The following is a 25,023-nucleotide window of genomic DNA, read 5'->3' as shown; positions in this document are numbered from 1 at the left end:
CAATAAATAGCGCGGCGCGAAAGCTGCGTCAATCCGGTCCAACGCTTCCGGCATCAAGTTCTTCCGGTCGGGGCGTCACCATCGGCAAGGCATTGCTGCTCCCATCGTGGCGGTCGCGGCGGCGACCCGCCTGAACGGCATCGCCGGGCCGACAGCTCGATGGGCTTTCCCGAACGCGACCCGAAATTGCCGCGCGGCCGGCGGCGTCACTTCGCGAAGGTCGGTCGTTCGGCGGCAACGCCCAGTTCGCGTTCCAGCGCCATGCCGAGACCCAGCATCGGCCCTTCGTCGAACAGCCGCCCCCACAGCGATATGCCCTGCGGCACCCGGAAGGTCGCGCCCGCCGTATCCGCCCGGCTCCCGGTCAGCTTGCCGGCCCCCAGCGAGCCGCGGCCGCGGGTGCCGAGAGATTCGAACCCGGCCCGCAGGTGCAGGCAGGGATGGCCGGTGAAATTCGAGGCGACCAGCATCGGCCCGGTCATGAACGGCCCGATCAGCACATCGACCTGCCGGAACAGCCCGTCCAGCGCCAGCATCACCTGGTAGCGGAGCCGGTCCAGCTGCACGTGATCCACTGCCGACAGGAACCGCGCCTTGCGCATCGTGTTCGGCCAGGCTCCGGCCTCCTGCCAGGTCAGACTGTCGTCCTGGCCGCTCAAGGTCAGCTCTTCGAAGAACGCCGCCGCCTCGGCATAGAGCGTGTTCATCAGCGCCGCATAGGGCAGAACGGGCAGATGCGCCTCGACGACCTCGACACCGAGCCGCCGAACCGCCGCCAGCGCCTCGTGATCGACCGCTGTCGCCCCCTCGCCGAATGCCTCGGGCAGGTATCCGACCTTCAGCCCGGCGATCGGGGCGCCGGCGTCGAAGGCGAAGGGCGCCGCGATGCTGGAGCGGTCCTCGACATCGGCACCGTTGAGCGCGGCCAGGACCATCGCCGTATCCTCGACCCTGCGGCAGATCGGCCCGATCTTGTCCAGGCTGTTGCTCAACGCCATGACCCCGGCCCGCGACACCCGCCCGAATGTCGGTCGCAGCCCGGTGGTGCCGCAACGCTGGCTGGGCGAGGTGATCGAGCCCAGGGTCTCGGTCCCGATGGCAAAGCCGCAAAGCCCCGCCGCGGTGGCCGAGGCCGAACCGGCGCTGGAACCGCTGGAGCCTTCGTTCAGGTTCCACGGATTGCGCGAGATGCCGCCATACCAGATGTCGCCATAGGCCAGTGCCCCGAGCGCTGTCTTGCCCAGCAGCACCGCTCCGGCGGCGCGCAGCTTCTTCACGACGGCCGCGTCGGCATCGGGCACCCGGTCCCGATAGGGCTCGGCGCCCCAGCCGGTCACGATACCCCGGGTATCGAACAGGTCCTTCAATCCGTAGGGGATCCCGTGCAGCGGCCCGAGCAGCACCCCGGCCCGCAACAGCGCATCCGCCGCTTCGGCCTCGGCCAGGGCAAGCTCCGGCGTCACGGTCGCGAAGCATTCCAGCTTCGGCCCCAGTTCGGCGATCCGGTCGAGATAGATGCGGGTCAGGCGCCGGCTGCTGAGCTGCCCCGAGGCAATCCAGCCGGACAGTTCCCTGAGACCGGCGAAGGCGATGTCCTCGTCCGACTCCGGAAGCGGCGCGGTCGCGGGGCTCAGGTGCAGGGTATCGGCGCCATGCGGCAGGACAAAGCCCGGCAGACGCGGATCGAAGCGCAGCGCCATCGGCGCCGAATTGGCCAGCTTGACACCGCGACGCGCCCTGGCGAGGCCGATCTGGCCTTCCAGATTGTCCAGCATCTGCGCGCGTTCCTCCGGGGTGTACTCCAGCCCCATCAGCGCCTCGGCGGCCGCGATCATGTCTTCCGAGAGCCCGGTCACCCCGTTATCTTAACCCGCGCGGGACCGGCGCACAATTCGGCATCGCCGCCGGGCCGGTTCCGCCGCTTCGGCCCGTGCGAGCCATTGTCGCGGCGGGGTTTCACGGCCACGCTCAATAGGTCGCGCGGCCCCCCGACAGGTCGAAGACCGCGCCGGTGGTGAAGGAATTCTCTGCCGAGGTCATCCAGAGCAGCATGCTGGCGATCTCGTCCACGGTCACGAAGCGGCCGCGCGGTATCTTGGACAGCATGTAGTCGATGAACTCCTGGCTGACCTGATCCAGGATACGGGTCCGGGCGGTGGCCGGCGTAATGCAGTTCACCGCGATGTCGTAGCCGGCCAGTTCCTTGCCCAGCGACTTGGTCAGCGCGATCACTGCCGCCTTCGAGGCCGAATAGGCCGAGGCGTTCGGATTTCCCTCCTTGCCCGCGATCGAGGCGACATTGACGATCCGGCCATAGCCGCGCGCCATCATCCCCGGCGTGACGATCTTGCAGCAGTTGAAGGTGCCGCCGAGGTTCACGTCCTGGACCTTGCGCCACATGTCGGCGGGATAGTCCGCCAGGGTGCTGGTCGGTCCGGCGATCCCGGCGCTGTTGATCAGCACGTCGATCTTGCCGAAGGCGGACTCGGTGCTGGCCAACGCGGCCTCGACGCTGGCCGGATCGCTGACATCGACCTGAACCATGAGCTTTCCGGCATCCGGCAGATCGGCGATCTTCGCTTCGGGCGACGAGATGTCCATGTCCCAGATCGCCACCCGGCCCCCCGAAGCCGCAAGCCGGGCCGCCGCCGCGGCGCCGATACCATTGGCTCCGCCGGTGACCACCGCCACCTGATCGTTGAAATCGTAGCTGTTCATTGTGTGACCTCGCTCAGGGGGGTGACGTTCCGATGTTGCGCGCCGAGGCCCCGGATGCCCAGCCTGATGACGCGTCCGAAGTTCGAATATTGCCGCAGCGTCATCCCGGCCCCGACGCCCGGAGGCGTGCCGGCGCCGATCAGGTCGCCCGGTTCCGGCTGGCAGAGCGCATCCGTGCAGGACAGGATCCTCGCCGCCTCGCGTGCCTGTTCGGCCAGGCCCGTCGCGCCGGGACATCCCGCGTCGCGGGGCGCGACGAAACGCAGCCGCATCATGTCGATCCGCCTTCCGATTGTCGCGCCCACCAGGTGCCCGCCAGCGGTGCGCCGCCGACAAAGGCCGACCCGCCCAGGGCATCACCGATGCGCAGGCATTCATTCCATTTCGCCATCCGCTCGGACCGGGTGAACGACCCGACCTTGAGCTGGCCCGCGTTCAGCCCGACGGCCAGATGCGAGATCGAGACATCCTCGGTCTCGCCCGACCGCGCCGAGACGATGCAGCGATAGCCGTTGCGCCGGGCCTCCTGCATGCAGGCGATGGATTCGCTGACCGTGCCCGCCTGATTGACCTTGATCAGCACCGCATTGCAGGCCCCGGCCCCGGCGGCCGAGGCGACGAGTTCCGCGTTCGTCACCAGATAGTCGTCGCCGATGATCTGCAGGCGGTCACCATAGGCCTGCGTGAAGGCGACCGTCCCCTCGGGGTCATCCTCGGCCAGCGGATCCTCGATCGAGACGATCGGGTAGCTGTCGATCCAGCGCCCCAGAAGGTCGATCATCTGGTCACGATCCAGTTCGCGGTCTTCCAGCGCCAGGCGATACCGGCCCCTGGAGCCGAATTCCGAGGCCGCGATGTCCAGCGAGATCACCACCCGCTCGCCCGGCTTCTCGCCGGTTGCCTCGATCGCGCGGACAAGGGTTTCCAGCGCCTCTTCATTGTTCGAGAACACGGGCCACCAGCCGCCCTCATCCGCCACGCCGACGGAATGCCCCTTGGCCGACATGAGGCTGCCCGCCGCGCGGTATATTTCCGACGTGACCTCCAGCACCTCGTCAAAGCTGCCGGCGCCGGGCACCATCACCATGAAGTCCTGCACGTCGACGCGCCGCCCGGCATGGGCGCCGCCGCCGAAAATCTGCACTTCCGGCAGGGGCAGGCTCGGCACTTCGCCGGACAGATCGGCCACATGCCGCCAGAGCGGCACCCCCTTGGCCGCCGCCGCCGCGTGCAGCACCGCCAGCGAGGTCGCGACCATCGCGTTGCCGCCAAGCCCGGACTTCAACGGCGTGCCGTCCAGCGCCACCAGCGCCGCATCGATGCCCCCCTGGTCCTCGCAGGACATGCCCTTCAGCGCCGTCGCAATCGCGGTATTCACGTTGGCGACCGCCTTGCGGACGTCCATGCCCTGCAGGGCCGGGCCGCCATCGCGCAGGTCGATCGCCTCGCGCGTGCCCCGCGACGCGCCGGCCGGGGCGATCGCCCGCCCGATCACGCCCGAACCGGTCCGCACCTCGACCTCGACAGTCGGGTTGCCCCGGCTGTCCCACACACGGCGGGCCGAAAGCTCCTGAATGGCGGAAGCGCTCATCTGATGTTCCTATTGCAGTCTGTTCAACACGTCGGCCAGCCCCGAAGCCGGGCTGGCAATCAAGGGCATGGCGGCGGCGCGCACCCGCGCCCGGGCGGCTTCGTCCAGGTATTCGACCGGAGACTTTCCGTCGATCCGCGCCAGCATGAGCATCGGCAACAGCGCCGCGACACGCGCTTCCAGTTGCCCGGCAGGTTCCCAGCCGACATGCGCGGCATAGGCGGACCAGAATGCCCGGGCCTCGGCGCGCAGCAGGTCCTGCCGCTCGGGCATGTGGAAGGACTTGAGCACAACGTGATTCAGACAGAAGGCCACGTCGAAGGCCGGGTCGCCGATCGTCGCGCATTCGGCATCCAGAATGATCGGCCGACCGTCGCGGATCATGATGTTCTTGGGGCTGACATCCCCGTGCACCAAGGCGACGCGGCTGCCAAGCAACGCCTCCGCCATCGCGACCATGGCCCCTGCCAGATCGGGATGGCGTGCGGCCGTGAAGCGAAGATACGGGTCCAGACGCAACTGGTCGAAATCGGCGGCATTGTCGAACGGCGACCGGTCGAAATCCTCCGATGTCGAGGCCGCATGCAATCGGCCCAGCACCTCCGCGACGGCGGCGGCTTCGCCCCGCGGCGCAGCCCCCTGCAAGAGCGCGTCCTTCCAGAGATAGATGCCGGGCCCGTCGATGAATTCCATCGCAAAGCCGTTTCCCCTGTCGGACCAGCCCAGAAGCGCCGGAACGGATTCGGGAACCACCGCCGAGGCTGCCTTCAGCCAGGCATATTCCGCCCGCCCGCGATGCACCGGGGCGAACCAGTCTTCGGCCACCTTGAGCTTCGGCAGCGCGAATTTCGCGCAGACGGTCCTGCCGCCGAAGGTGACGGCTGCTATGTCCGAAGCGACCCCGCCGGAAAGCGGCCTGACCGAAGTGACCTCGGACGCCTTGCCCAGGCCAAGGCTCTCGATCAGTTCCGCGCAGAGTTTCTCAAGCGTCGATGTCAACGGCTCCCCCCTTGAAACGGTGCCATGTTCACGTGCACTGTTCACGTGCACATCTAGAGGATGGGCCGTTGACAGGTCAAGCCGCGCGGCGAAAGATGCGGCCGGATCCGACAGGTTCGAAAGGAACCCCTTTGCGGGCAACGATAAAATCCATCGCACGGGATCTCGGCATCTCGCACATGACGGTGTCGCGGGCACTGTCCGGCAATCCGAATGTGAACCCCGAGACCCGGGACCTGATTCTGGCCCGCGCCAAGGAGGTCGGCTATGTGAAGAACTCGGCGGCCAACGCCATGCGCGGCGACCCGACCGCCATCGTCGGCCTGTTGCTGCCGAACATCATCAACGAGTTCTATGCCCGCTTCGCCAATGCGCTGGCGATGCTCTGCGCCGATCTCGACCTCGATCTGGTGATCCACCTGACCAATGACGACTATGAGCGCGAGCAGAAATCGCTGCTGCGGCTGCGGGCGCTTCAGGCATCGACCGTCATACTCGTCCCCGCCCCCGACCCGTCCGGCCGGTCGAAGGGCCAGGCGTCCCCGATGCGGATCGTCGAGTTGATCCGCAGCCGCGAGGGAACCGGCGCCTGGGGCAAGCTGCTGATCGACGACGGCCCCGCGATCGCGGCCGCGGTGGCGCATCTTGTCAGGACCGGGCGACGGCGGATCGCCTTCATCGGCGCCGATCCTTCGATGTCGTCGGGGCGCGGCCGGCTGGCGGCGTTCGAGTCGGCGCTGCAATCGCATGGGCAGACGCCCGACCCCGGTCTTGTCCGGACCGGCGCGCCGGGTTTCATGATGGGCCATGACAACATGGCGGCGCTCCTGTCCCTGGAGGCGCCCCCCGACGCCCTGATCTGCGGCGGGTTCGAGATTTCCAACGGTGCCCTCGACTGCTGCCTGCGCCGGGGCCTGCGGTTCCCGCAGGATCTGGCCTTCGTCGGCTATGGCGACCCGATCAGCTATGGCTGGATCGACAAGGGGATCAGCACCATCGAGATTTCGCCCGAGGAACTCGCGAAACAGGCCTGCCGGATGCTCGCGCCGCAGGCCATGGCGGCGGAAGACCATGTCGAACACCTGCCCACCACCTTCCACCTGCGCGGCTCGGCCGCCGCGGCAGACTCTCCGGGCGTCACGACCTAGAGCATCGAAAGCCTGTCCCTCGCGGCGCGGATGCCCGCCACGGCGGGGCCAACCCCGAAAAGGCCCGCTCAGAGTTCCAGTTGCAGGCGACCGTCGACCACCCGGACCCTGTAGGTGGCAAGGTTGACGCAGGCCGGCGCGCGCTTGGCCTCGCCGGTGCGGTAGTCGAAGACGCCGTTATGCTTGGGACATTCGACCTCGTAATCCATCACCAGGCCATCGGAAAGGAAGGCATGCTCATGCGTGCACAGGCCGTCGGTGCAGTAATAGTCATCCGCCGGTCCGCGATACAGCGCGAACACGCGCCCCCCATGTTCGAAGCGCATCACGTCCTCCGCCTCGATCTCGTCCGCCGAGCAGACATCTATCCATGCCATGATCTGTCTCCCTCTTGTCATCCTGCCGTGCCGAGCGCGGCAACGTGCAGGTCCTGCTTGTAGGGCTTCGCGGTCGGGGGCAGTTCGCGCAGGATGAAATAGTCCTCGTTGGCGAACTGGCGCCGCAGCGCCGGCCACATCTCGCGAAATCCGGCAATGATCGAAGGCGTGGGGCTGGGCAGATCATGAGCGATCAGCGCGTGCAGATCGGGCAGACGGTGATAGGGAACCATCGGGAACATGTGATGTTCGACGTGGTAGTTCATGTTCCAGTAGATGAAGCGCGAGATCGGGTTCATGTAGACGGTGCGCGAGTTCAACCGGTGGTCGATCACGTTGTCGGCCAGTCCGCCATGCTGCAGGACCCCGGTCATCACATGGTGCCAGGCCCCGTACATCCGCGGCAGGCCGATCACCATGAAGGGCAGGATCGACTGCATCCACAGCGCCAGCATCAGCGTCGCGGCATAGATCGCCAGCCAGATACGCGCGACGCGGAACACCTTGGGCTGCTCCTGTTCGGGAATCCAGGTCTCCTCTTCCGGGTGCAGCTTGCCGGCGGCGTTCAGCAGCATCCTGTGCACCCCTTCGATCACGTCGCCCACGCCGACGACATCCAGCAACAGCCGCATGACGCGGGGCGGGCGCATGACGGTGATTTCGGGGTCGCGCCCGACGATGATCGTATCGGTGTGGTGCCGCGCGTGGCTCCAGCGCCAGGAGACGGGATTCCGGATCATGCAGAAGCTTGCGATCTGGTAGAGGGCATCGTTCATCCAGCGCGACCGGAAGGCCGTCCCGTGCGAGCATTCATGCCAGCGGCTGTCCATGGCAGAACCGTAGAGCACCCCGTAGGCAAACCAGAAAGGCGCTGACCACCAGGACGGCCAGAGCGCGATGCCGGCCCCGGCCAGCAGAACCATCGCGCCGAACAGCACGATGGTGTCGCGGATCGCCGGCTGATCGCTGCGCCGCATCAGGTCCTTCATCTGCTTGCGCGACACGTCGGTGTGATACCACTCGGCCGCCGCAAGCCCGGACTCGACCGCGCGGCGGGCCGAAGGCCCCAGCATGGAATAGTCACGTTTTGCCATGTAACCTCCTTCAATTCTCTGCCACCGCCCCCCGCCCTGTCGAAGGCGAGGCGTCGTGGCGTCCGTTTCCAGAGTTCCGACCCGTGATTCAGCCCCTGCGCCTGCCTAGCCCGGCGATACCCACTGCCCGGATCGTGACGACTCGACGAATGCATGCGCGGCACGCTCGATCCCGAGGCCGGCGGCGAAATCCAGGCAACGCGAAGGTTTGCCCAGGATCGACCGGACCAGTTCGGCCAGTTCGATGACCTTCAGTTCGTTGAATCCCAGACCATGGCCGGGGGCCGGACACAGATGGGCGTATTCCGGGTGCAATGGGCCAGAGAGGACGCGCCGGAACCCGCGTTGCTCAGCCGGCCCCCTGGCAAGATAGAGGTTCAGCTCGTTCATCCGTTCATTGTCGATCCAGAGCGTGCCGGCGGAACCGTGGACCTCGACACGCAGCCCGTTCTTGCGGCCATGGGCGATCCGGGAAGAGGCCAGCGTGCCGCGTGCACCGGACCGGAACCGGACCAGGGCATGGGCAATGTCGTCGTTCTCGACCTCGGCCTTCCGGTCTTCGCCGGGAACAGGGCGCGAGCGGTGAACGGTCTCGACGCTCGCCGTCAGCATGTCGATGTCGCCCATCAGCTCGCGCGCCATGGACAGCAGGTGGACCGTCAGGTCCCCCAGGGTTCCCAGGCCGGCATCGGCGGCACGCAACCGCCAGGACCAGGGCAGATCGGGGTCGGCCATGTAGTCCTCATCGACGCTGCCGCGAAAATCGAAGGGCGTGCCGATGGCACCGGATTCGATCAGCTGACGGGCATGCTGAAGGGCCGGGTTGCGCAGATATGCGTAACCCAGGGCCGTCGCCTGGCCGGGCCGGGCAGCGGCGGCATCGGTCATCGCCTCGGCGTCGGCCAGGGTCAGTGCCATCGGCTTTTCGCACCAGACATGCTTGCCCGCTTCCAGCGCGGCAATAGCCATCTCGCGATGCAGCATGTTGGGCGAGGTGATCGAGATCAGGTCGATGCGCGGATCCTCGATCAGCCGGCGCCAGTCGGTGGTCGACTCCTCGAACCCATAGGCCTTCGCCAGATGCGCCGCCTGCCCGGCCTCGAGATCGCAAAGCGTGACCTTGTCGATCGCGGGCCCGTCATCATATGCGGTCCGGAACGCCCCATAGGCGAGCGCATGACACTTGCCCATGAACCCGGTCCCGATCAATCCGACGCCGATCCGTTCCATTACCTATACTCCCTGCCCTGCATGTTGCCGCCCGTTCTGGCGAAGCTCTTCCCGGAATTGCCGCATCCCGACGAACTCCATCCCCTGCACCCCGCCGTCCCGGAGGAAGGCGCGAAATTCCGGGGAAGAGAAAAGCGCATGTTCCTCGGTGCGCAGCCGGTAGCCTTCGGGGTCGATGGCCTCGATGTCGCCCGGCCGGGTGAAATGCAGCGCCAGAAAGCTGGTCCCCTCGCCCAGCCCCGCGATCATGGCCCGATAGATCGGCTCGGCGGCGCCGGTGCGCGACCAGTCGGTTTCGACGATGCGGTCGAAGACCCGCAGCCCCTGCGCCGCGGCACGCGCGATCCCGCGGCGAAAGCGGTCGTCGTCGGCGCCCACCATGTTGTGGGGGCCGCCATAGTCCGAGAGGCTTGGACAGAGCACGAGCGGCAGACGGCGCCGGCAGGCAATGTCCACCGTGATATCTAGGAACTCCGGCGCCAACACCGCGCCCATGTGGTCGTCGAGATGGGTCACGTCGATCCCGGCGGCCAGCGCCTGGTCGATCTGGGCTTCCAACTCGACACGCACCGCCTCGCGGTCTGCCCGCGCCCGCACCGTAGCCGTGTCGGGGTGAAAGAACCCGTCGGCATCGGTCAGTCCCGCCGACGCCGGCGGTCGGGTCAGCGGGCGCCAGCGATAGCCCGACATCTCGCTGGTCAGCGTCAGGTGAACGCCGATGTCGAGCGCCGGGGCCGCACCGGCCATGGCGGCCAGTTCCACGAACCAGGGACATGGCACCATAACCGAACCAGAGGTGCAGGTCCCGAAGGCGCAGAGCTCCGCGAAAGCCATATTGGCGCCGTGGCTCATGCCGAGGTCGTCGGCATGGATCACCACCCGGCGGATCGGCGCGGTCATGACTTCACCGCAAGCATCTCTTCGATTTCGCGCTCGACCGCGATCATGTCCTCGCCGCCCGACATGATCTGCAGGACCTCGTCCTGGCTGATCTCGGATTTCCGGTAGGTTCCCATGCTGGAGCCACGGTTGAGCAGGGTAAAGGCATCCGCGACCGGATAGGCATGGCGGATGTTGTGGGTGATGAAGATCACCGCCAGACCACGCGACCGGGCGTCGATGATGAACTTCAGCACCGTGGCGGCCTGATGAACCCCGAGCGCCGAGGTCGGCTCGTCAAGGATCAGGACCTTGGCCCCGAAATGGATGGCGCGGGCGATGGCCACCGACTGGCGCTCGCCGCCCGAAAGCGTGCCGACGGCCTGGGTCGGATCGCGGACCTGAATGCCGATATTCGCCATTGCCTCGCTGGCGATCTTGTTGGCCCGGCGCTTGTCGAAGCGTCGGAAGGGAAAGATGCCCTTCTGCAGTTCGCGGCCCAGAAAGAAGTTTCGGGTGATCGACATGAGCGGGATCAGCCCGAGGTCCTGAAACACCGTGGCGACGCCGCAATCGGCGGCATCCCGGGGGCTATTGAATTCCACCTGCCTGCCGCCGACGACGATGCGCCCCTGCGACGGCCGATGAACACCGGACAGTATCTTGATCAATGTCGATTTCCCGGCGCCGTTGTCGCCCAGCAGGCAGTGCACCTCGCCGGCATTGACCGACATGGTGATGTCCTTGAGCGCGATGACCGAACCGAAACGTTTCGATACGCCCTGAAGTTCGATTGCGGGATGTTCCATCACGATGACCTCTCGCCCAGAGCCTTGCCGCGCGCGTAGTTGTTCACCAGCACGGCGATCAGGATGACGATGCCGAGAAAGACCTTGAACCAGTCGGTGTCGATCCCGGTGTAGAAGATGCCCATCTGCACGAGCCCGAAGATCAGCGCCCCCAGTGCAGCGCCGTAGATCGTCCCGTATCCCCCGGTCAGCAGCATGCCCCCGACGACCGCGGCGATGATGGCTTCGAATTCCTTCAGCAAGCCGCGGATGGTGTCGGCGCTGCCCGAACCGGTGACCTGGATCGTGGCCATGAGAGTCGCGGCACAGGCGGTGCAGATGAAGAGAAGGATCTTCACCCGTGCAACCGGCACGCCGACATTGCGCGCCACTTCGGCATCGCCGCCCGAGGCATATATCCAGTTGCCGAAACGGGTCTCGGTCAGGATGTAGCCCGCGACAACGGTGAAGCCGATCCACCAGACGATCGAGACCGGAATCCCGTCTACGAAGGGCAAACCCGAGGATTTGACGGCAATCCAGCCCTGGTCCCCCATCCAGCGGAATAGCCCGCGCAGGACGCGCCCGTTGAACAGCGCCGCAGTTCCCGGATCCGGAACCCCGTCGAGAATGTAGGGAATCTGCGTGCGCCCGGTCACCGCGCGGGTGATGCCGATCGACAGGCCCCGCAGGATGTAGAGCGATGCCAGCGTGACGATGAAGGACGGCAAGCCGGTCTTCACCACGATCAGCCCGTTCAGATAGCCCACCACGACCGCCACCAGGAAGGCGGAACCGATCGCGGCCCAGAGGGGAAAGTGCAGCTGCGTGACCAGCAGGCCGATCACCACCCCGGCAAAGCCGATCATCGACCCGATCGAAAGATCGAACTCGCCCGCGATGATCAGCAGGGCCACCGCCGCAGCCAGGATACCCAGTTCCGCCGAGAGGGTCAGGAAGGTCATCGAGCCCTGCAACGAGTAGAGCGCCTCGGCGCCCGGCAGGAAGGCGAAGATCACCAATGTCGCGACCAGCCCGGCGAAGACACCCGCCTCGGGGCGGCGCATCAGCCTGACCGCAAGGCCGGTCCGGCGCAGTCGTTCATCGGCGCTGCCCTGGGATTTCCGGACAATGTTGAATTTCGGACTGACGCCATCCGGCCTGGTTCGAGTCACCTTTTGCATGACAATCGGCCTTTGTTCTGAACTGTGGGACGGGGAACCGGCACCGCCGGCCCCCCAGCTTCGGCCCTTCACCCGCCGCTCAGCGCGTGCCTTCCATGGCCAGCTTCTGAATGGCCTTGGCCTTCTCCGGACTATCCACGAAAAGCGGCCCGGTGTAGATATTGTTCTGCACCATCAGCCCGTGGGTCGCATACTGGGCCAAGAGGACGACCGGCAGGTAGCCCATCAGATACTGCTGACCGTCGATCCCGAAGCCCATCTTGCCGTCGGCCACCGACTCCAGGATTTCCGGGCCGAGATCGTAGGTGTACAGCTTGTACTTGCTCCACAGTTCCTGATCCTCGAACAGCTGGATCAGCGGGTTGGCCGACGCCGTGCCCGTCGCAAAGACCGCCTGCACGTCCGGATGCGAGGACAGATAGGCCTGGACCCGCTGTTGCACGCCCGACGGGTCGCCCTGTTCGACCGCGACGACCGCCGAGGCACCACCAGACTTGGCAAGGCCGTCGTTGATTCCGTTGCAGCGCTGGTCGAGGCTCAGGTTGCCGACCTCATGGTTGATGCAGGCAACCTGCAGGATGCCATCCTTGGCCAGCCGCTCGCCGGCCAGGATGCCGGCCTGGTACTCGGACGTCGTGCCGACATAGAGCGGCACACCGATGCTCTCGCCCTCGGGTTCGCCGGAATCGATGTTGATGACCGGAATGCCGGAATCTATCGCCTCCATGAGCGCCTCCCGCAGGGCGTCGATGTCGGGGATCGAGACCACAAGACCGTCCGGCTTGGTGGCCACCGCGGCCTTGATCAGGCGCGCCTGCTCGACGCTGTCGAAGACCTGCGGCGCGATATACTGCACCTGTGCGCCGGTGTCCGCAGCCGCGTCATCGACGCCGCGCTTGACCACCGACCAGTAGGCATCGGACGAGCTGCCGTGCACCACGACCGCGATCTTGACGTCCTCGGCATCCATCAGGCCTTCCGCGCTGGCACCGAACGTCGTGGCAGCGAGCAAGGCACAAACGGCGGAAGCAAGTTTCATCCACTTTGGCATTGGTTCCTCCTCTGTCAGACCCAAGAGGGCCCTGTTGCGCGGATCGCTTTTTTCGTTCTTGCCGCAGGATCGACCCGCCTAGCCTGCGGCGATACGATTTCAGGTCAAGACCTCGAACCCGGCGGCGCGCGCCAGGGACGACAGGTTCCCGAACCCCATCGTTGCATAGGTCAGCGGATGGGCCTTCTTCGGGTCCTGTTCCGCCTCGACGACGAGCCAACCAGAGTATCCATGGTCGGCCAGCATCTTCAGGATGGTCGCGTAATCCAGCCCGCCATCCCCGGGCACCGTGAATATCCCATCGAGCACGGCATCCATGAAGCTCATGTCGGTGGCACGTGCGCGCTCCAGGATCGCGGGGCGCACATCCTTGCAGTGGACATGGACTACCCGCGCGACATGCGCCGCCAGCAGGGCCACCGGATCGCCCCCGGCAAAAGCCGAATGGCCGGTGTCGTAGAGCAGCCCCACCGCTTCACCGGTGTGCCGCATCAGGAGGCCGACCTCCGCGTCGCTTTCGACGATCGTCCCCATGTGGTGATGAAAGGCCATGGCGACGCCGAATTCGGCCATCCGCTCGGCCAGCGCGGTCAGCCGCCGGCCATAGTCGGGCCATTCGTCATCACCCAGCCGCGGACGTTTGGAGATCGGTTCCCAGATCGCCCCGTGGCGTCCCCGCGAAGTGTCGGCATAGACCACATGCGCGCAGCCCATAGCCTTGAGCAGCGACAGGTGCGGCAGGATCGCCTCGAATTCGGCCTCGACCTCCTGTTCGGCACAGCGACCGTCATACCAGCCCGAGACCAGGGCAAGACCATGGCGGTCGAGGATCGGGGCCAGCGTCGCCGGATCGCGCGGAAACTTCCCGCCCAACTCGGTCCCGGCATAGCCGGCCTGCGCAGTTTCGGCCAGGCAGGTCTCCAGCGGGGTGTCGCCGCCCAGCTCGGGCACGTCGTCATTTGTCCAGGTGATGGGATTGATTCCGATCTGCACGGTCATGCGACGGCTCCGTTTCTTGTATCCTCGGCTTCTCTTGTCAGCTGCCAAAGGGTCATCTCCTTCAGCAGCGCCATGTCCCGTGCAGCGGCTTCCGCGGTGTTGCGAACGGGGGCGCCATCGACCACTGCGGCATGGAAGCCCTTCAGCTGCTCTTCGAAAGGCTCGGCATAGCCGCAGCGGATCGTCTCGCTGTGAAGCCGCTCGCCACCGCCGCCATGCACCGTCAGTCCGGTGGGGACATTGGCCAGCCAGGGCGACGGAAAGACCAGCTCGAACGATACCGACTCGAAGACCAGGCTGATCCGCTCGCAGTAGCGCGGCAGATCGGGCACGGTCAGATGCGACATCATCCACAGCCCACCACCGCCAAGGCGCACGGTGCCGTGCCCCCCTTGCCCCTCGGCATAGAACTGCGCTCCGACGACCTCTTCGGTGGCCAGACCCAGCCGGTCGAGCAGGCCGTGCACTGCATTGACATCATGAACGATGGACGAGGCAAAGGGACCGCAGAACCCGCGGGCGACATGATCATTCAACGGCCCCCCGAAGACCTGCGCCAATTGCGCGCGGCGCTTGCGCCTCATTTCGTCCCCGACCCGTTCCGGCAGGTCGTTGCCGTTGCAACCGGGATGGTGGCCGATGAAGGGGCCTGAATCGGGGTCGAGCACCTCGACAACCACCTGCATCAACTGGCCGCCATCGGCAGGCAGCAGGTCCAGAAGCGTCTCGTAGGCCGGATCGAAGCGCTTCATGTAGCCAACCTGCAAGACCTTGTCCGCCGCGTCCCTGGCCGCGATCATCTCGGCGATCGCCCCGGCACCATAGGCCAGCGGCTTTTCGCAAAAGACATGCAACCCGGCGGCAAGGGCGGCCATCACCTGTTCGCCGTGCAGCGCATCGGGCGAGGCGATAACCACCGCATCGAGAGGTGCGGACAGGAGCGCGTCAACCTCGGAGAACGCCGGGACGCCGAAGCGGTCCTGGACGAAGCCGCGCACCCGCGGCGACGGGTCGAAGACACCGACAAGATCGAAGCGATCGGGCATCCCGCAGAGGTTCGGCAGGTGCATGACCTGCGACACGGTTCCGGCGCCGATGACTCCTGTCCTGAGCTTGTCCATGTCCCCCCACGCTTGCAGCCTGCTTTACGGATACTGACGCTAGCCGCATAGTGGTTCTGAACTAAGTGCCAGTTTGGCAAAATTTGAGGATACCACATGACGGCCGGCCTTCCTGTCGACAACCTGATCCTGGACCGCCGAAAACGCCGGAACCTGCACCGGCAGCTCTATGATCACCTGCGCCGCATGATCGAGACACGGGCGCTTCCGCCGGGGGCTCCGCTTCCGGCAACGCGGGCGCTGGCACAGGATCTCGGCCTGTCGCGGAACACCGTGATCGCCGCCTACGATCAGCTGGCGTTGGAGGGATTCGTCGAGATACGGCGCGGCGTCGCCCCGGTGGTGCTGAACCTGCCCGCACGGCCCGATGCGGCGCCCGGCGGGCCGGCCCGCTTTGAAGGCAGTCTTTCAAATCGGGGCCGGACGATGGCGGCGCAACCGTTCCACCACGGCAGCCCGGGGATCACCGCCTTCCACCCGGGTCTGCCGGACATCAGCCGGTTTCCCTTCAACACATGGGCGCGCCTGACCAACCGTCGCGCCAAGAGCGCGGCATCGGATCTGTTCGGGACCTACCACGTCGAAGGCTACCCGCCGCTGCGCGAGGCCATCGCCCGCTACCTGACCGCGTCGCGCGGCGTGGTCTGCTCTCCCGAACAGATCATCGTGACCAATGGTGCCCAGGCCGCTTTCGACCTGCTGGCCCGGTGCCTGCTCGACCCCGGCGACACGGTCTGGATGGAAGAGCCCGGCTACTACGGCATGAGTTCGGCATTCGTCAGCGCGGGGGCCCGGCTGGAACCGCTGCGGATCAACCGAACCGGCTGGGCGCTGACGCCTCCGGCCGTGCCCCCGAAAGTCATATTCGTGACGCCCTCTTGCCAGCATCCCCTAGGCCTGACCATGGCGATGCAGCAGCGGCTGGACCTGATCCGGATGGCGGAGCGCTGGCGGGCCTGGATCATCGAGGACGACTACGACAGCGAATACCGGTTCCAGGGCCAACCGATCCCGGCCCTGCAGGGCATCGCCTCCAACGCCGGCACGATCTTTGTCGGGACCTTTGCCAAGATCCTCTTTCCGGCCATGCGGCTCGGCTACATGGTCGTGCCCGACACCCTGCGCGAACCGATGCGGGCGGCCCTGAGTTCCACCGGGCATTTCGCGCCGCTGATCTCGCAGGCAGCGCTGACCGACTTCATCAACGGCGGGCATCTTACCCGCCACCTGCGCCGGATGCGCCGGCTCTATGCCGAGCGGCGGGAGTATTTCATCGAGACATTCGAACGCCTGCTTTCCGACCTCCTGACCCTGCGGCGCACTGATACCGGCATCCAGCTGGTGGCGCGGTTCAATTCCGAAGTGGACGACAAGAAGGCGGTGCAGATCGCCGCGCAGCACGGGGTCAATGTCTCGGCCCTGTCCATGCAGTTCCGGCATCAGCCCGCCGAGAGCGGCCTGGTGATGGGGTTTGCCGCCCCGCCGCGCAAGGAGATCCTTCGCGGGCTCGGCATTCTCGCCGACGTGCTGCCCGGACGCTGATCCCGCCCCGGCCGAAACCTGCGGTCACATTCGCGCCAGGACCTTCCAGACGCCGCCGTCATTTGCGATAGCTGTCCAGACCCGACCGGACGGCCAGAACCGGCCTGTCCGTCAACCGCCCCGAGAAGATGGAGGAGCCTCGCATGTGGGACGCCCGATACGCAGATCCCGACTATATCTTCGGCACCCAGCCGAGCGAATTCCTGGCCCGCAATCAGGCGCTTCTCGCCAACGGCGGTTCCGCGCTGGCGGTGGCGGATGGCGAGGGGCGCAATTCCGTATTCATGGCCGAACAGGGGCTGAAGGTGACGGCGATGGACAGCTCGGCCGTGGGACAGGAAAAGGCCCGCCGGCTGGCCGCCGAACGGGGCGTCGAGGTCGATTTCAGGCTCGCCGATCTCAGAACCTGGGACTGGACTCCCGAAAGCTATGATATCGTCGCGGCCATCTTCATCCAGTTCGCCGACCCCGCCTTTCGCGCCGAGATATTCGACGGCATGGAACGGACACTGAAGCCGGGCGGGGTGCTGCTGCTGCATGGCTACACGCCCCGGCAGCTCGCCCATGGTACCGGCGGTCCGAAGGCCGTCGAGAACCTCTATGAGCCCGACATGCTTGCCGAGCGTTTCCGCCACTGGGAGGTGATGCAGCTGGCCGAATACGAGACCGAGCTGAAAGAAGGCACGCGCCATGCGGGCCAATCCGCCCTGGTGGACCTGGTCGCGCGAAAACCCGGATAGCCCGGCGCGACCGGTATCCCGGGAACTTGCCGTGGCGTGAACATGCCCGTGACGGCCAAGCCTTCCGGTCAATGAACCGGAGCGGCCTTGGCATGGTCCGCTTCGGTGGTTACCTGCGGAAGAACGGAGGCCGGCATGCAGCATTTCTCACTTCTCGATCTTTCGCCCGTTGCGGAGGGAAAAACCGTGGCCGACGCCCTGACGAACACGGTCAGTCTGGCGCAGGCGGCAGAGGGGTTCGGCTATCATCGCTACTGGCTGGCCGAGCATCACAACATGCCCGGCATTGCCAGCGCCGCCACGGCGGTCGTGATCGGCCAGGTGGCGGCGGCAACCCGCACCATGCGGGTCGGGGCCGGCGGGATCATGTTGCCCAACCACGCGCCGCTGATGGTCGCCGAGCAATTCGGCACGCTGGAGACACTCTATCCCGGACGGATCGACCTGGGGCTCGGCCGGGCCCCCGGGACCGACATGGCGACCGCCCGGGCGCTGCGCCGCCACATGGCGCCCGAGGACACTTTCCCGCAGGACGTGCAGGAGCTGATCGGCTATTTCGACGCGCCGCCGGAGGGGCGGTCCGTCCGCGCCATCCCGGGCGAAGGCACGCATGTGCCGATCTGGATTCTGGGCTCCAGCCTCTATGGCGCACAGCTGGCCGCCTATCTGGGCCTGCCCTATGCCTTTGCCTCGCATTTCGCCCCGGCGATGCTGGGCGAGGCCCTGGCAATCTATCGCAGCAATTTCCGCCCCTCGGAACGTCTCGAGAAACCGCATGTGATGATCGCCGCCGGGGTCTGCGCCGCCGAGACGGACCGCGAGGCGGCCTATCTGCGCTCTTCCCAGATTCTCGCCTTTGCGCGCCTGCGCAGCGGCCGGCCCGGCAAGCTTCCGCGCCCGGTGGAGGACGTCGAACGGGACATTCCGCCCGCCATCATGGCGCAGGTGAGGGAATCGCTGTCCTGCTCGGCCACCGGGTCGCCCGGGACGGTCCGTGAAACCCTCGCCACCCTGATCGAGACCCATCAGCCGGACGAGCTGATGGTCACCGGAATGATCCACGACCATGCGGCGCGGGTCCGCTCGTTCGAGATCGCCGCCGAAGCCCTGGCCGACCTCTGCGAAGCACCCGCCGCGGCATAGGCGAGAAGACGGCCCGGGAAGCCGCCCGTCATGTCCTGGGTCCGGACCTTCCGGGCCCTAGAAATAGCGTTCCAGCATCGCGTCGATCTCGCGCAGGGTGACGGCGTCGATGCGGCAGGTCGGGGAGCGGACAAATGCACCGGCGATCACGCCCCGGCGCTGCAGGATCCGTTTGTGAACATGATAGAAGAGATCCCCGTCCTGGGCGGCCAGCCGATTGATCGCCATGATCCTGGAGTCGAACCTGTCGCGGGCCGCAACCTCGTCACCGGCCACCAGATGGTCCCAGACAGCGACGAAATCCTCTGGCTGGCTGCAGAATGGCATCGTTCCCCGCGCTCCACGGCGGTATTCCTCGATCATGTAGCTGCCGCCGGCGCCGCCGATGACCGTCAACTGCCCGGCCACCTTCTCGGCCATGGTCCGGACCTGCGCGACGGTCGGCAGGGTCTCGACCTTGATGGCTGCGGTCCTGCTGGCGTGCAAGGCGATGCGCCGGACGGCTTCCGCCGAGATCGGGGCCTGCGGGACATCCTGCAGGATGATCGGCAGGCTGGTGGCCGAGTCGAGCCGGTCGAACAGATCCAGCATCGCCTCGGGCCCGGTCGGCATGAAGGACATCGGATAGATCATCAGCGCATCCGCGCCAAGCTCCTGTGCCCTGCGCGAAAGCGTCACCGCGATGTCGGTTCCGGGCGCAGAGGTGTTCATCACCACCGGGACCCGACCGTTCACGGTCTCGACCACCAGTTTCAGAACCTGATCGCGCTCCGGATCGGTCAGCTTGAAGATTTCGCTGCCCAGGGCGATGCCCAGCCCGTGCACCCCGGAAGAGACATTGAATTCGACAAGGGCCTTCAAGCTGTCGGAATCGATCCGGCCCTCGTCGTCGAACGGGGTGACGAGGATCGGTATGATCCCTTGGAAATCGAACTGGGACATTCAGCTATCCTTCGGAAACGTGTCGGCGTGAAAGGCGAAGACATCCTCGACCTCGGTCTGAATCGGACGGGTGTCGGGGTGGCAGTGCATCAGGGGCGCCATTTCGGCCCACCAGCGCCATTGCACCGGGTCCGGTTCCGTCGCCACGGGCAGGGCATCACGGTCCTGCACCGCGATCAGCGTCAGGCCATGGCGGTGGATGGTGAAATCGCGGATACCGTTGCTGCGCATCAGCTCCAGAAGCTCGGGCCAGATCGCATCGTGGCGGGCCTTGTATTCGGCCTCGCAGCCCGGCTTCAGCGTCATCAGCCACACCCGGCGGATCATGGCGCGTCGATCCGGTTGTCGTCGATGTAGTCCCAGACGATCTCGTAGCCCAGCCCCGGCGTCTGCGGCAGCGGGATCATCCCGTCGGCATCCATCGGATCGCAGTTGGCGCGCAGATAGGGATGCGGCGCGTCATAATCGACGCCGGGGGCCAGCAACCCCTTTTCGTAATACTCGCTGGTATCCTCGGACGTGGCGCCCATCGCCTGCAGGTTGCCCCAGCCGGCCATGTGGATTTCGCATTTGATGCCGTAGGCTTCGCAGACCACGGCGGTCTTGCGGCAACCGGTCAGCCCGCCGCGCCGCACGTCCATGCGGCTCATGTCCGAAGCGCCGCGCAGAATCCATTCGGCCCGGGTAAAGACCCCGCCCGCCGCGATTTCCGGGGCAAGGATCGGGATCGAGAGTTCGCGACACAGGCGGACGTAGCTTTCGACGCGATACTCGGGCATCGGATGTTCGAACCAGTAGAAGTCCAGCTTGTCCAGCTCGCGCCCGACCTTTATTGTCTCTTCCAGCGTGTGATAGGTGCCCCAGACGTCATACATCAGCACCATGTCCGGGCCGACGGCCTCGCGCACCAGGTGACAGGTCTCGATATCCGCCTTGATATTGGATGGACGGCCCGGTGTCGGTTGGCCGGTCTCCGGGTTCCAGAAGTAATGCGGATGAATCTTGTAGGCGGTGTAGCCCTGGGCCTGGCAGGCCAATGCGTGATCGGCATAGACCTGCGGAGGACCGATGTTGGGGTAGGTCGAGGCATAGGCCTTCACCCGGTCGCGGGCACCGCCCATCACCTTGTAGGTCGGCAGGCCAAAGGCACGGCCTGCCAGGTCCCACAGGGCGAGATCGACGACGCTGGCGACGACTTCGGGGATGTTCGCGACCCAGAGCCATTTCCAGATCATTTCGCGGTCGAACGGGTCCTGCCCGACCAGGAGGTCCTTGATCCGGCCGGTCAGCATCTGCTGCTCGACCACGTTCAGGCCGTCCTGATCCCCGTGCTTGCCGCCGCCGAGGAAATAGCCCGTCAGCCCTTCATCGGTGTCGATGCAGGTAACGGTCTGGTGCACCTCGGCGCCGGGGATCGGGCGGCCGTGGCCAGAATCCCATCGGTCTGCATGGGTGCGAAACGGTATGACCCTGATATCCGTGATGCGCATGGCCGTCAGCCCAGCCGCTGGCCGGTTTCGGTGTCGAAGGCATGCAGGCGCCCCGGTTCGACGGCAAGGCTCACTCGGTCGCCGTGGCGCAGGTTGACCCTGTCGCGGGTGGATACGAGAACCGATGTGCCGGCCAGATCGACGACGAACTGGATTTCGGCGCCGGTGGGCTCGACCAGGGTGACAGTGGCCGCTGCGCCCTGCTCCGTCACCATCAGATGCTCGGGCCGGACCCCGGCGACAAAGGCCAGCCCCTCGGCCAGCCCGGCCGGTGCAGGCGCCAGCGCCGTGCCGTCGGCGAGAAGCGCCTGTCCGTTCTGCACCCTGGCCGGAATGAAGTTCATCGCCGGAGAGCCGATGAACCCCGCGACAAAGCGGTTGGCCGGGCAGTCGTAGAGTTCGAGAGGCGCGCCGATCTGTTCGACATGCCCGTCCTTCATGACCACGATCTTGTCGGCCATGGTCATCGCCTCGATCTGGTCATGGGTGACATAGACGATCGTCGTGCCCAGCCGCTGATGCAGTTCCTTGATCTCGGCACGCATCTGAACCCGCAGGGCGGCATCGAGGTTCGACAGGGGTTCGTCGAACAGGAAAACCTTGGGGTCACGCACGATGGCACGGCCCATGGCGACACGCTGACGCTGGCCACCGGACAATTGCTTCGGATAGCGCTCCAGCAAGGGCGTGAGGCTGAGGATCTCGGCCGCCTTGCGGACCTTGGCGTCGATCTCGGGCTTGCTGACCTTGGCCATTTTCAGCGCAAAGCCCATGTTCTCGGCCACGTTCATATGCGGATAGAGCGCGTAGTTCTGGAACACCATCGCGATGTCCCGGCTCTTGGGAGGCAGGTGAACGATGCTGGCGCCGTCGATGGAGATCTCGCCACCGCTGATGGTTTCCAGCCCGGCAAGGGAGCGCAGCAACGTGGACTTGCCACAGCCCGAGGGCCCGACCAGCACGACGAATTCGCCATCGGCAACGTCGAGGTCGATGCCGTGAAGAACTTCGACGGCACCATAGGACTTGCGGATTTCGCGAAGTGCAACTGAGCCCATGTCAGACCTCCTTCATGTGTTTTGCGGCGCAGTGGCCTGCGAATTGAGTGGCGATGTCGGCCGGGGGCCGGTTGCCGGACACATCCGTCGGCACCGCGACCCGCCCGTTCCTGAAGATCGGCGGCTCGCCCATCAGGCCATAGAGTGGTGAGACCTCGCCCCGATCGACGAATTCGACCACGGCATCGGACTGTCGCGCCGCGGCAAGCGACAGCGCCCAGGGCTGTTCGCAGGTGTTGTGCAGGATCACCGGGATGTCGGCAGCCTTCGCCATGTCGAGAATGCGCAGGCACTCGGTGATGCCGCCCGCCCAGGCAACATCCGGTTGCAGGATGTCCACCAGACCCTCGCGGATCAGCTCGGCGCAGTCCCATCGGGTGAAGCAGAAGTTGCCGAGCGCCAGCCGGGTGCCGCCGCGGGTTCTGGACCTGAGCCGGCGCAGCCCCTCCATGTCGTAGGGCGGCAGCGGGTCCTCGATCCAGTAGAGATCGTGATGATCCGCAGCCTCGGCGAAGCGCAGGGTATAGTCGCTGTCCCAGGCCATGAAGGAATCCAGCATGACCCGACCACCGGGGCCGGCCGCCTGGCGGAAGGCCGTCATGTACTCGACATTGGCCTTGAGGCCCTGTTCGCCGGCATCCGGGCCGAAGGGCATGGCGGCCTTCAGGCCCCACCACCCCCTGCCCTGCTGCGCCTCGGGCTGCGGTGTCGTGCAGTAGACTGGCAGTTCGTCGGCGCCGCCCCCCAGGGCCGTTGCCAGCGAAACGCCAAGCGTCTTGGCGTGCAGATCCCAAAGCGCGATATCGACCCCGGCGACGGCCATCATCGAGAATCCGGACCGGTCGCAGGGAAGCAGGGAATTGAACATCTGGTCCCAGACATCGGCGATGTCCCTGACCATCGTGCCCTCGATCAGTCGCGAAAGATGCTTGTCGATGATCAGGGCGACGATCTCGCCGCCGTTGGTGCAGGACCAGCCGACAACGCCGTCGTCGGACTCGATCCGGACAAAGACCTTCTTGGTCGGCCACATCCAGCTGGACCGGTTCTCGCCGAACTGCGGCCAGCGCGACATGGGAGAGGCGACACGGCTGGTCTGAAGCTTCTGGGCCTGAAACCCGCAGTCGATGGCCAGTGCCTGAACGGATAGGATCCTCATCCCTTCACCGCTCCGGCCAGAAGGCCGCGTGTGAAGTAGCGCTGACCGAAGAAGAACACGACCATGATCGGCAATGCGACCAGAGTGGCGGCGGCACCGACCCGGTTGAACTCGATGGTGAACAGTTCCACAAAGCTCGCCAGCCCGATGGTCACCGTCTTGTGGTCCGCCGATTCCATCAGGATCGATGCGAAGGCGAATTCGCTCCAGGCACCGACAAAGTGCCACATCGCCGCGGTGATCAGCGCCGGGGTCGCCAGAGGCAGCACGATCCGGACCATGCTTTGCAGCCGGCTGGCGCCATCCATGATCGCGGATTCCTCCAGTTCGAACGGGATTTCCCGCAGCGACGAGGCGATGATCCAGGTGGCGAAGGGCAGTCCGAAGGCCGAGTAGAGCAGGATCAGACCGATCAGGGAATCCTGCAGATTCAGCGCGTTCATCAGCCGGTAGGTCGGCAGCAGCAGCGCCGCCCCCTGAAACATCCGGCTGATCAGCAACCCGCCCAGGATCAGGTCCCGGCCCGGGAAATGCAGACGGCTGAAGGCATAGCCCGCCAGGGTTCCGAAGATCAGCACCAGAATGGTCGAACTGACCGCCACGATGAAACTGTTCGAAATCAGCGTCGGCCAGCGCAGCAACTGGCTCGACTGGGAGTTGGCGTCGAACAGGGCGGTATAGGCCTCGATCGTGGGGGCCTTGGGCCAGAAGGTCAGCGGCAGGCTGGCCAGTTCGCCGGTGGTCTTGAACGAGGCCAGCACCAGCCAGAAGATCGGGAACAGGACATAGGCCGCGATGATTGTCCCGATCAGGCCGAGACCCAGCCAGTAGAGAGGGCGGGATGTCTGGTTCATTTGCTTCCTCCCGCGGCCCAGGACCGACGGTTGACGTAAAGGTAAAGGCCGACGACGCAGATCAGGAAGCCAAGGTTGACGACCGACATGGCCGACCCGACGCCCCAATTGAAGAACGTGAAGCTCTGCTGATAGATGTAGGTGGACATGATCTGACTGGCGTTGGCGGGGCCGCCGCCGGTCATGACCCAGGGCAGCGTGAATTCCGCGGTGATCCAGATCATCGAAATGACGGTCACGGCGGTAAGGGAAAACGCGATGTTCGGCAGGATCACATGCCGAAACCGCTGCCGGGCATTGGCGCCGTCCATCCGGGACGCCTCGATCTGTTCCGCCGGAACCGAGCGGATCGCCGCGCAGAGGATCAGCGCCACCAGGGGCATCTTGCGCCAGACCAGAACGACGACCAGCATCCACATGACAAGGTTCGGGTCGCCCAGGAACGAGATCGGCTTTTCGGTCAGGCCGGTCCGGGTGAAGGCATCGCCGATCACCCCGACCTGGCCGTGCAGCATCCATTTCCAGGCCATGGCCGTCACCACGTCCGGCAACACCCAGGGCAGCAGGATCAGCGCCCGCAATGCGGTGGTCATCTTCGAGTCGATGGCCAGAAAGGTGCCCACGGCCAGCCCGGTCACGACGCAGAACAGCGTCCCGCCGAGGATCCAGATCACGGTATTCCTGACCACGGTCGGAAAGATCGGGTCCGCCCAGAGGGCGCGGAAATTGGCCAGGGTGCCGAAGCCTCGTTCCTGGCCCATGACGAATTGCGTGAGGCTGAGCGTGGCGACGTCCCAGGTCGGACCGAGCACGAAGGCAAGGACCGCGGCGACGACCGGAAAGATCATGAAATAGGCAAGCCATGCGTCACTGCGACGATTCATCGTTTGGCCTTTCGAAAGGAACTGGGATGCGC

At 65.8% G+C, this 25,023-nt stretch carries 25 protein-coding genes; 4 read left to right on the top strand and 21 right to left on the bottom strand.

Translation table 11 applies throughout. From position 1 onward, the window contains the following. Nucleotides 1-206: 206 nt before the first annotated feature. From NUW50_RS04455 to NUW50_RS04435, 5 genes are all read right to left on the bottom strand, one after another. Nucleotides 207-1,856 carry an amidase gene (locus tag NUW50_RS04455; RefSeq protein ID WP_258287860.1) on the bottom strand — a complete coding sequence of 550 codons (1,650 nt, stop codon included), beginning with the start codon at nucleotides 1,854-1,856 and terminating at the stop codon, nucleotides 207-209. Between the two features lie 112 nt (nucleotides 1,857-1,968). Beyond that, nucleotides 1,969-2,718 carry an SDR family NAD(P)-dependent oxidoreductase gene (locus tag NUW50_RS04450; protein WP_258287859.1) on the bottom strand — a complete coding sequence of 250 codons (750 nt, stop codon included), beginning with the start codon at nucleotides 2,716-2,718 and terminating at the stop codon, nucleotides 1,969-1,971. After that, nucleotides 2,715-2,993, bottom strand: a complete 279-nt coding sequence (locus tag NUW50_RS04445; protein WP_258287858.1) for a fumarylacetoacetate hydrolase family protein — start codon at nucleotides 2,991-2,993, stop codon at nucleotides 2,715-2,717. Before NUW50_RS04445 ends, NUW50_RS04450 begins: the two co-directional genes overlap by 4 nt. Further along, nucleotides 2,990-4,309 (bottom strand): phosphopyruvate hydratase, encoded by a 1,320-nt coding sequence (gene eno, locus NUW50_RS04440; RefSeq protein WP_258287857.1) that lies wholly within the window; start codon nucleotides 4,307-4,309, stop codon nucleotides 2,990-2,992. Before eno ends, NUW50_RS04445 begins: the two co-directional genes overlap by 4 nt. A 9-nt stretch (nucleotides 4,310-4,318) precedes the next feature. After that, the gene (locus NUW50_RS04435; RefSeq protein WP_258287856.1) at nucleotides 4,319-5,308 is read right to left on the bottom strand and encodes a phosphotransferase family protein; all 990 of its coding nucleotides are present in this window, start codon (nucleotides 5,306-5,308) and stop codon (nucleotides 4,319-4,321) included. 131 nt (nucleotides 5,309-5,439) lie between these two features. Between NUW50_RS04435 and NUW50_RS04430 the strand changes: the two genes are divergently transcribed. Then, nucleotides 5,440-6,456 carry a LacI family DNA-binding transcriptional regulator gene (locus tag NUW50_RS04430; protein ID WP_258287855.1) on the top strand — a complete coding sequence of 339 codons (1,017 nt, stop codon included), beginning with the start codon at nucleotides 5,440-5,442 and terminating at the stop codon, nucleotides 6,454-6,456. Nucleotides 6,457-6,524: 68 nt separating this feature from the next. On the opposite strand, the gene NUW50_RS04425 is transcribed toward NUW50_RS04430, so the two are convergent. From NUW50_RS04425 to NUW50_RS04385, 9 genes are all read right to left on the bottom strand, one after another. Continuing rightward, the gene (locus NUW50_RS04425; protein WP_258287854.1) at nucleotides 6,525-6,833 is read right to left on the bottom strand and encodes a MocE family 2Fe-2S type ferredoxin; all 309 of its coding nucleotides are present in this window, start codon (nucleotides 6,831-6,833) and stop codon (nucleotides 6,525-6,527) included. Nucleotides 6,834-6,850: 17 nt separating this feature from the next. Continuing rightward, complete coding sequence (locus NUW50_RS04420; protein WP_258287853.1) at nucleotides 6,851-7,927, bottom strand: fatty acid desaturase family protein; 1,077 nt, start codon at nucleotides 7,925-7,927, stop codon at nucleotides 6,851-6,853. A 105-nt stretch (nucleotides 7,928-8,032) separates the two neighbouring features. Continuing rightward, nucleotides 8,033-9,157 (bottom strand): Gfo/Idh/MocA family protein, encoded by a 1,125-nt coding sequence (locus tag NUW50_RS04415; protein ID WP_258287852.1) that lies wholly within the window; start codon nucleotides 9,155-9,157, stop codon nucleotides 8,033-8,035. A gap of 3 nt (nucleotides 9,158-9,160) precedes the next feature. Continuing rightward, entirely contained in the window at nucleotides 9,161-10,057 is an 897-nt protein-coding gene (locus tag NUW50_RS04410) for a ChbG/HpnK family deacetylase (RefSeq protein ID WP_258287851.1), read from the bottom strand. Next, nucleotides 10,054-10,845 (bottom strand): ATP-binding cassette domain-containing protein, encoded by a 792-nt coding sequence (locus NUW50_RS04405; protein WP_258287850.1) that lies wholly within the window; start codon nucleotides 10,843-10,845, stop codon nucleotides 10,054-10,056. The genes NUW50_RS04410 and NUW50_RS04405 overlap by 4 nt, the downstream gene beginning before the upstream one ends. Next, a complete protein-coding gene (locus NUW50_RS04400; RefSeq protein ID WP_258287849.1) occupies nucleotides 10,845-12,008 on the bottom strand; it encodes an ABC transporter permease in 1,164 nt (387 codons plus the stop codon). The genes NUW50_RS04405 and NUW50_RS04400 overlap by 1 nt, the downstream gene beginning before the upstream one ends. 79 nt (nucleotides 12,009-12,087) lie before the next feature. Next, the gene (locus NUW50_RS04395; protein ID WP_258287848.1) at nucleotides 12,088-13,059 is read right to left on the bottom strand and encodes a rhizopine catabolism ABC transporter substrate-binding protein; all 972 of its coding nucleotides are present in this window, start codon (nucleotides 13,057-13,059) and stop codon (nucleotides 12,088-12,090) included. 99 nt (nucleotides 13,060-13,158) lie between these two features. Further along, nucleotides 13,159-14,058, bottom strand: coding sequence for a myo-inosose-2 dehydratase (iolE, locus tag NUW50_RS04390; RefSeq protein ID WP_258287847.1), 900 nt, complete (start codon nucleotides 14,056-14,058; stop codon nucleotides 13,159-13,161). Beyond that, nucleotides 14,055-15,179: a Gfo/Idh/MocA family protein gene (locus tag NUW50_RS04385; RefSeq protein ID WP_258287846.1), complete on the bottom strand. Its 1,125-nt coding sequence runs from the start codon at nucleotides 15,177-15,179 to the stop codon at nucleotides 14,055-14,057. Before NUW50_RS04385 ends, iolE begins: the two co-directional genes overlap by 4 nt. A 96-nt stretch (nucleotides 15,180-15,275) precedes the next feature. Between NUW50_RS04385 and mocR the strand changes: the two genes are divergently transcribed. From mocR to NUW50_RS04370, 3 genes are all read left to right on the top strand, one after another. Continuing rightward, nucleotides 15,276-16,721, top strand: a complete 1,446-nt coding sequence (gene mocR / locus NUW50_RS04380) for a rhizopine catabolism transcriptional regulator MocR (RefSeq protein ID WP_258287845.1) — start codon at nucleotides 15,276-15,278, stop codon at nucleotides 16,719-16,721. Nucleotides 16,722-16,864: 143 nt separating this feature from the next. Beyond that, the gene (locus NUW50_RS04375; protein ID WP_258287844.1) at nucleotides 16,865-17,461 is read left to right on the top strand and encodes an SAM-dependent methyltransferase; all 597 of its coding nucleotides are present in this window, start codon (nucleotides 16,865-16,867) and stop codon (nucleotides 17,459-17,461) included. Between the two features lie 135 nt (nucleotides 17,462-17,596). Next, nucleotides 17,597-18,604 (top strand): LLM class flavin-dependent oxidoreductase, encoded by a 1,008-nt coding sequence (locus NUW50_RS04370; protein ID WP_258287843.1) that lies wholly within the window; start codon nucleotides 17,597-17,599, stop codon nucleotides 18,602-18,604. Nucleotides 18,605-18,661: 57 nt separating this feature from the next. Here NUW50_RS04370 and NUW50_RS04365 read toward each other — a convergent pair whose 3' ends face one another. The 7 genes from NUW50_RS04365 to NUW50_RS04335 form a co-directional block, all read right to left on the bottom strand. Then, entirely contained in the window at nucleotides 18,662-19,546 is an 885-nt protein-coding gene (locus tag NUW50_RS04365) for a dihydrodipicolinate synthase family protein (protein WP_258287842.1), read from the bottom strand. After that, a complete protein-coding gene (locus tag NUW50_RS04360; RefSeq protein ID WP_258287841.1) occupies nucleotides 19,547-19,873 on the bottom strand; it encodes an L-rhamnose mutarotase in 327 nt (108 codons plus the stop codon). Then, nucleotides 19,870-20,946 carry an enolase C-terminal domain-like protein gene (locus NUW50_RS04355; protein WP_258287840.1) on the bottom strand — a complete coding sequence of 359 codons (1,077 nt, stop codon included), beginning with the start codon at nucleotides 20,944-20,946 and terminating at the stop codon, nucleotides 19,870-19,872. Before NUW50_RS04355 ends, NUW50_RS04360 begins: the two co-directional genes overlap by 4 nt. Before the next feature lie 95 nt (nucleotides 20,947-21,041). Continuing rightward, nucleotides 21,042-22,094, bottom strand: a complete 1,053-nt coding sequence (locus tag NUW50_RS04350) for an ABC transporter ATP-binding protein (protein ID WP_258287839.1) — start codon at nucleotides 22,092-22,094, stop codon at nucleotides 21,042-21,044. A 1-nt stretch (nucleotide 22,095) separates the two neighbouring features. Then, nucleotides 22,096-23,253, bottom strand: coding sequence for an enolase C-terminal domain-like protein (locus tag NUW50_RS04345; RefSeq protein WP_258287838.1), 1,158 nt, complete (start codon nucleotides 23,251-23,253; stop codon nucleotides 22,096-22,098). Continuing rightward, entirely contained in the window at nucleotides 23,250-24,107 is an 858-nt protein-coding gene (locus NUW50_RS04340) for a carbohydrate ABC transporter permease (RefSeq protein ID WP_258287837.1), read from the bottom strand. The genes NUW50_RS04345 and NUW50_RS04340 overlap by 4 nt, the downstream gene beginning before the upstream one ends. Beyond that, the gene (locus NUW50_RS04335) at nucleotides 24,104-24,991 is read right to left on the bottom strand and encodes a carbohydrate ABC transporter permease (protein WP_258287836.1); all 888 of its coding nucleotides are present in this window, start codon (nucleotides 24,989-24,991) and stop codon (nucleotides 24,104-24,106) included. Before NUW50_RS04335 ends, NUW50_RS04340 begins: the two co-directional genes overlap by 4 nt. Between the last annotated feature and the right edge of the window lie 32 nt (nucleotides 24,992-25,023).

Origin of the sequence: Frigidibacter sp. ROC022 (assembly GCF_024723735.1) — a bacterium.
Lineage (GTDB): Bacteria > Pseudomonadota > Alphaproteobacteria > Rhodobacterales > Rhodobacteraceae > SLM-1.
The sequence above is the reverse complement of the archived record's forward strand: the minus strand, read 5'-3'. Positions and strand labels throughout refer to the sequence as shown.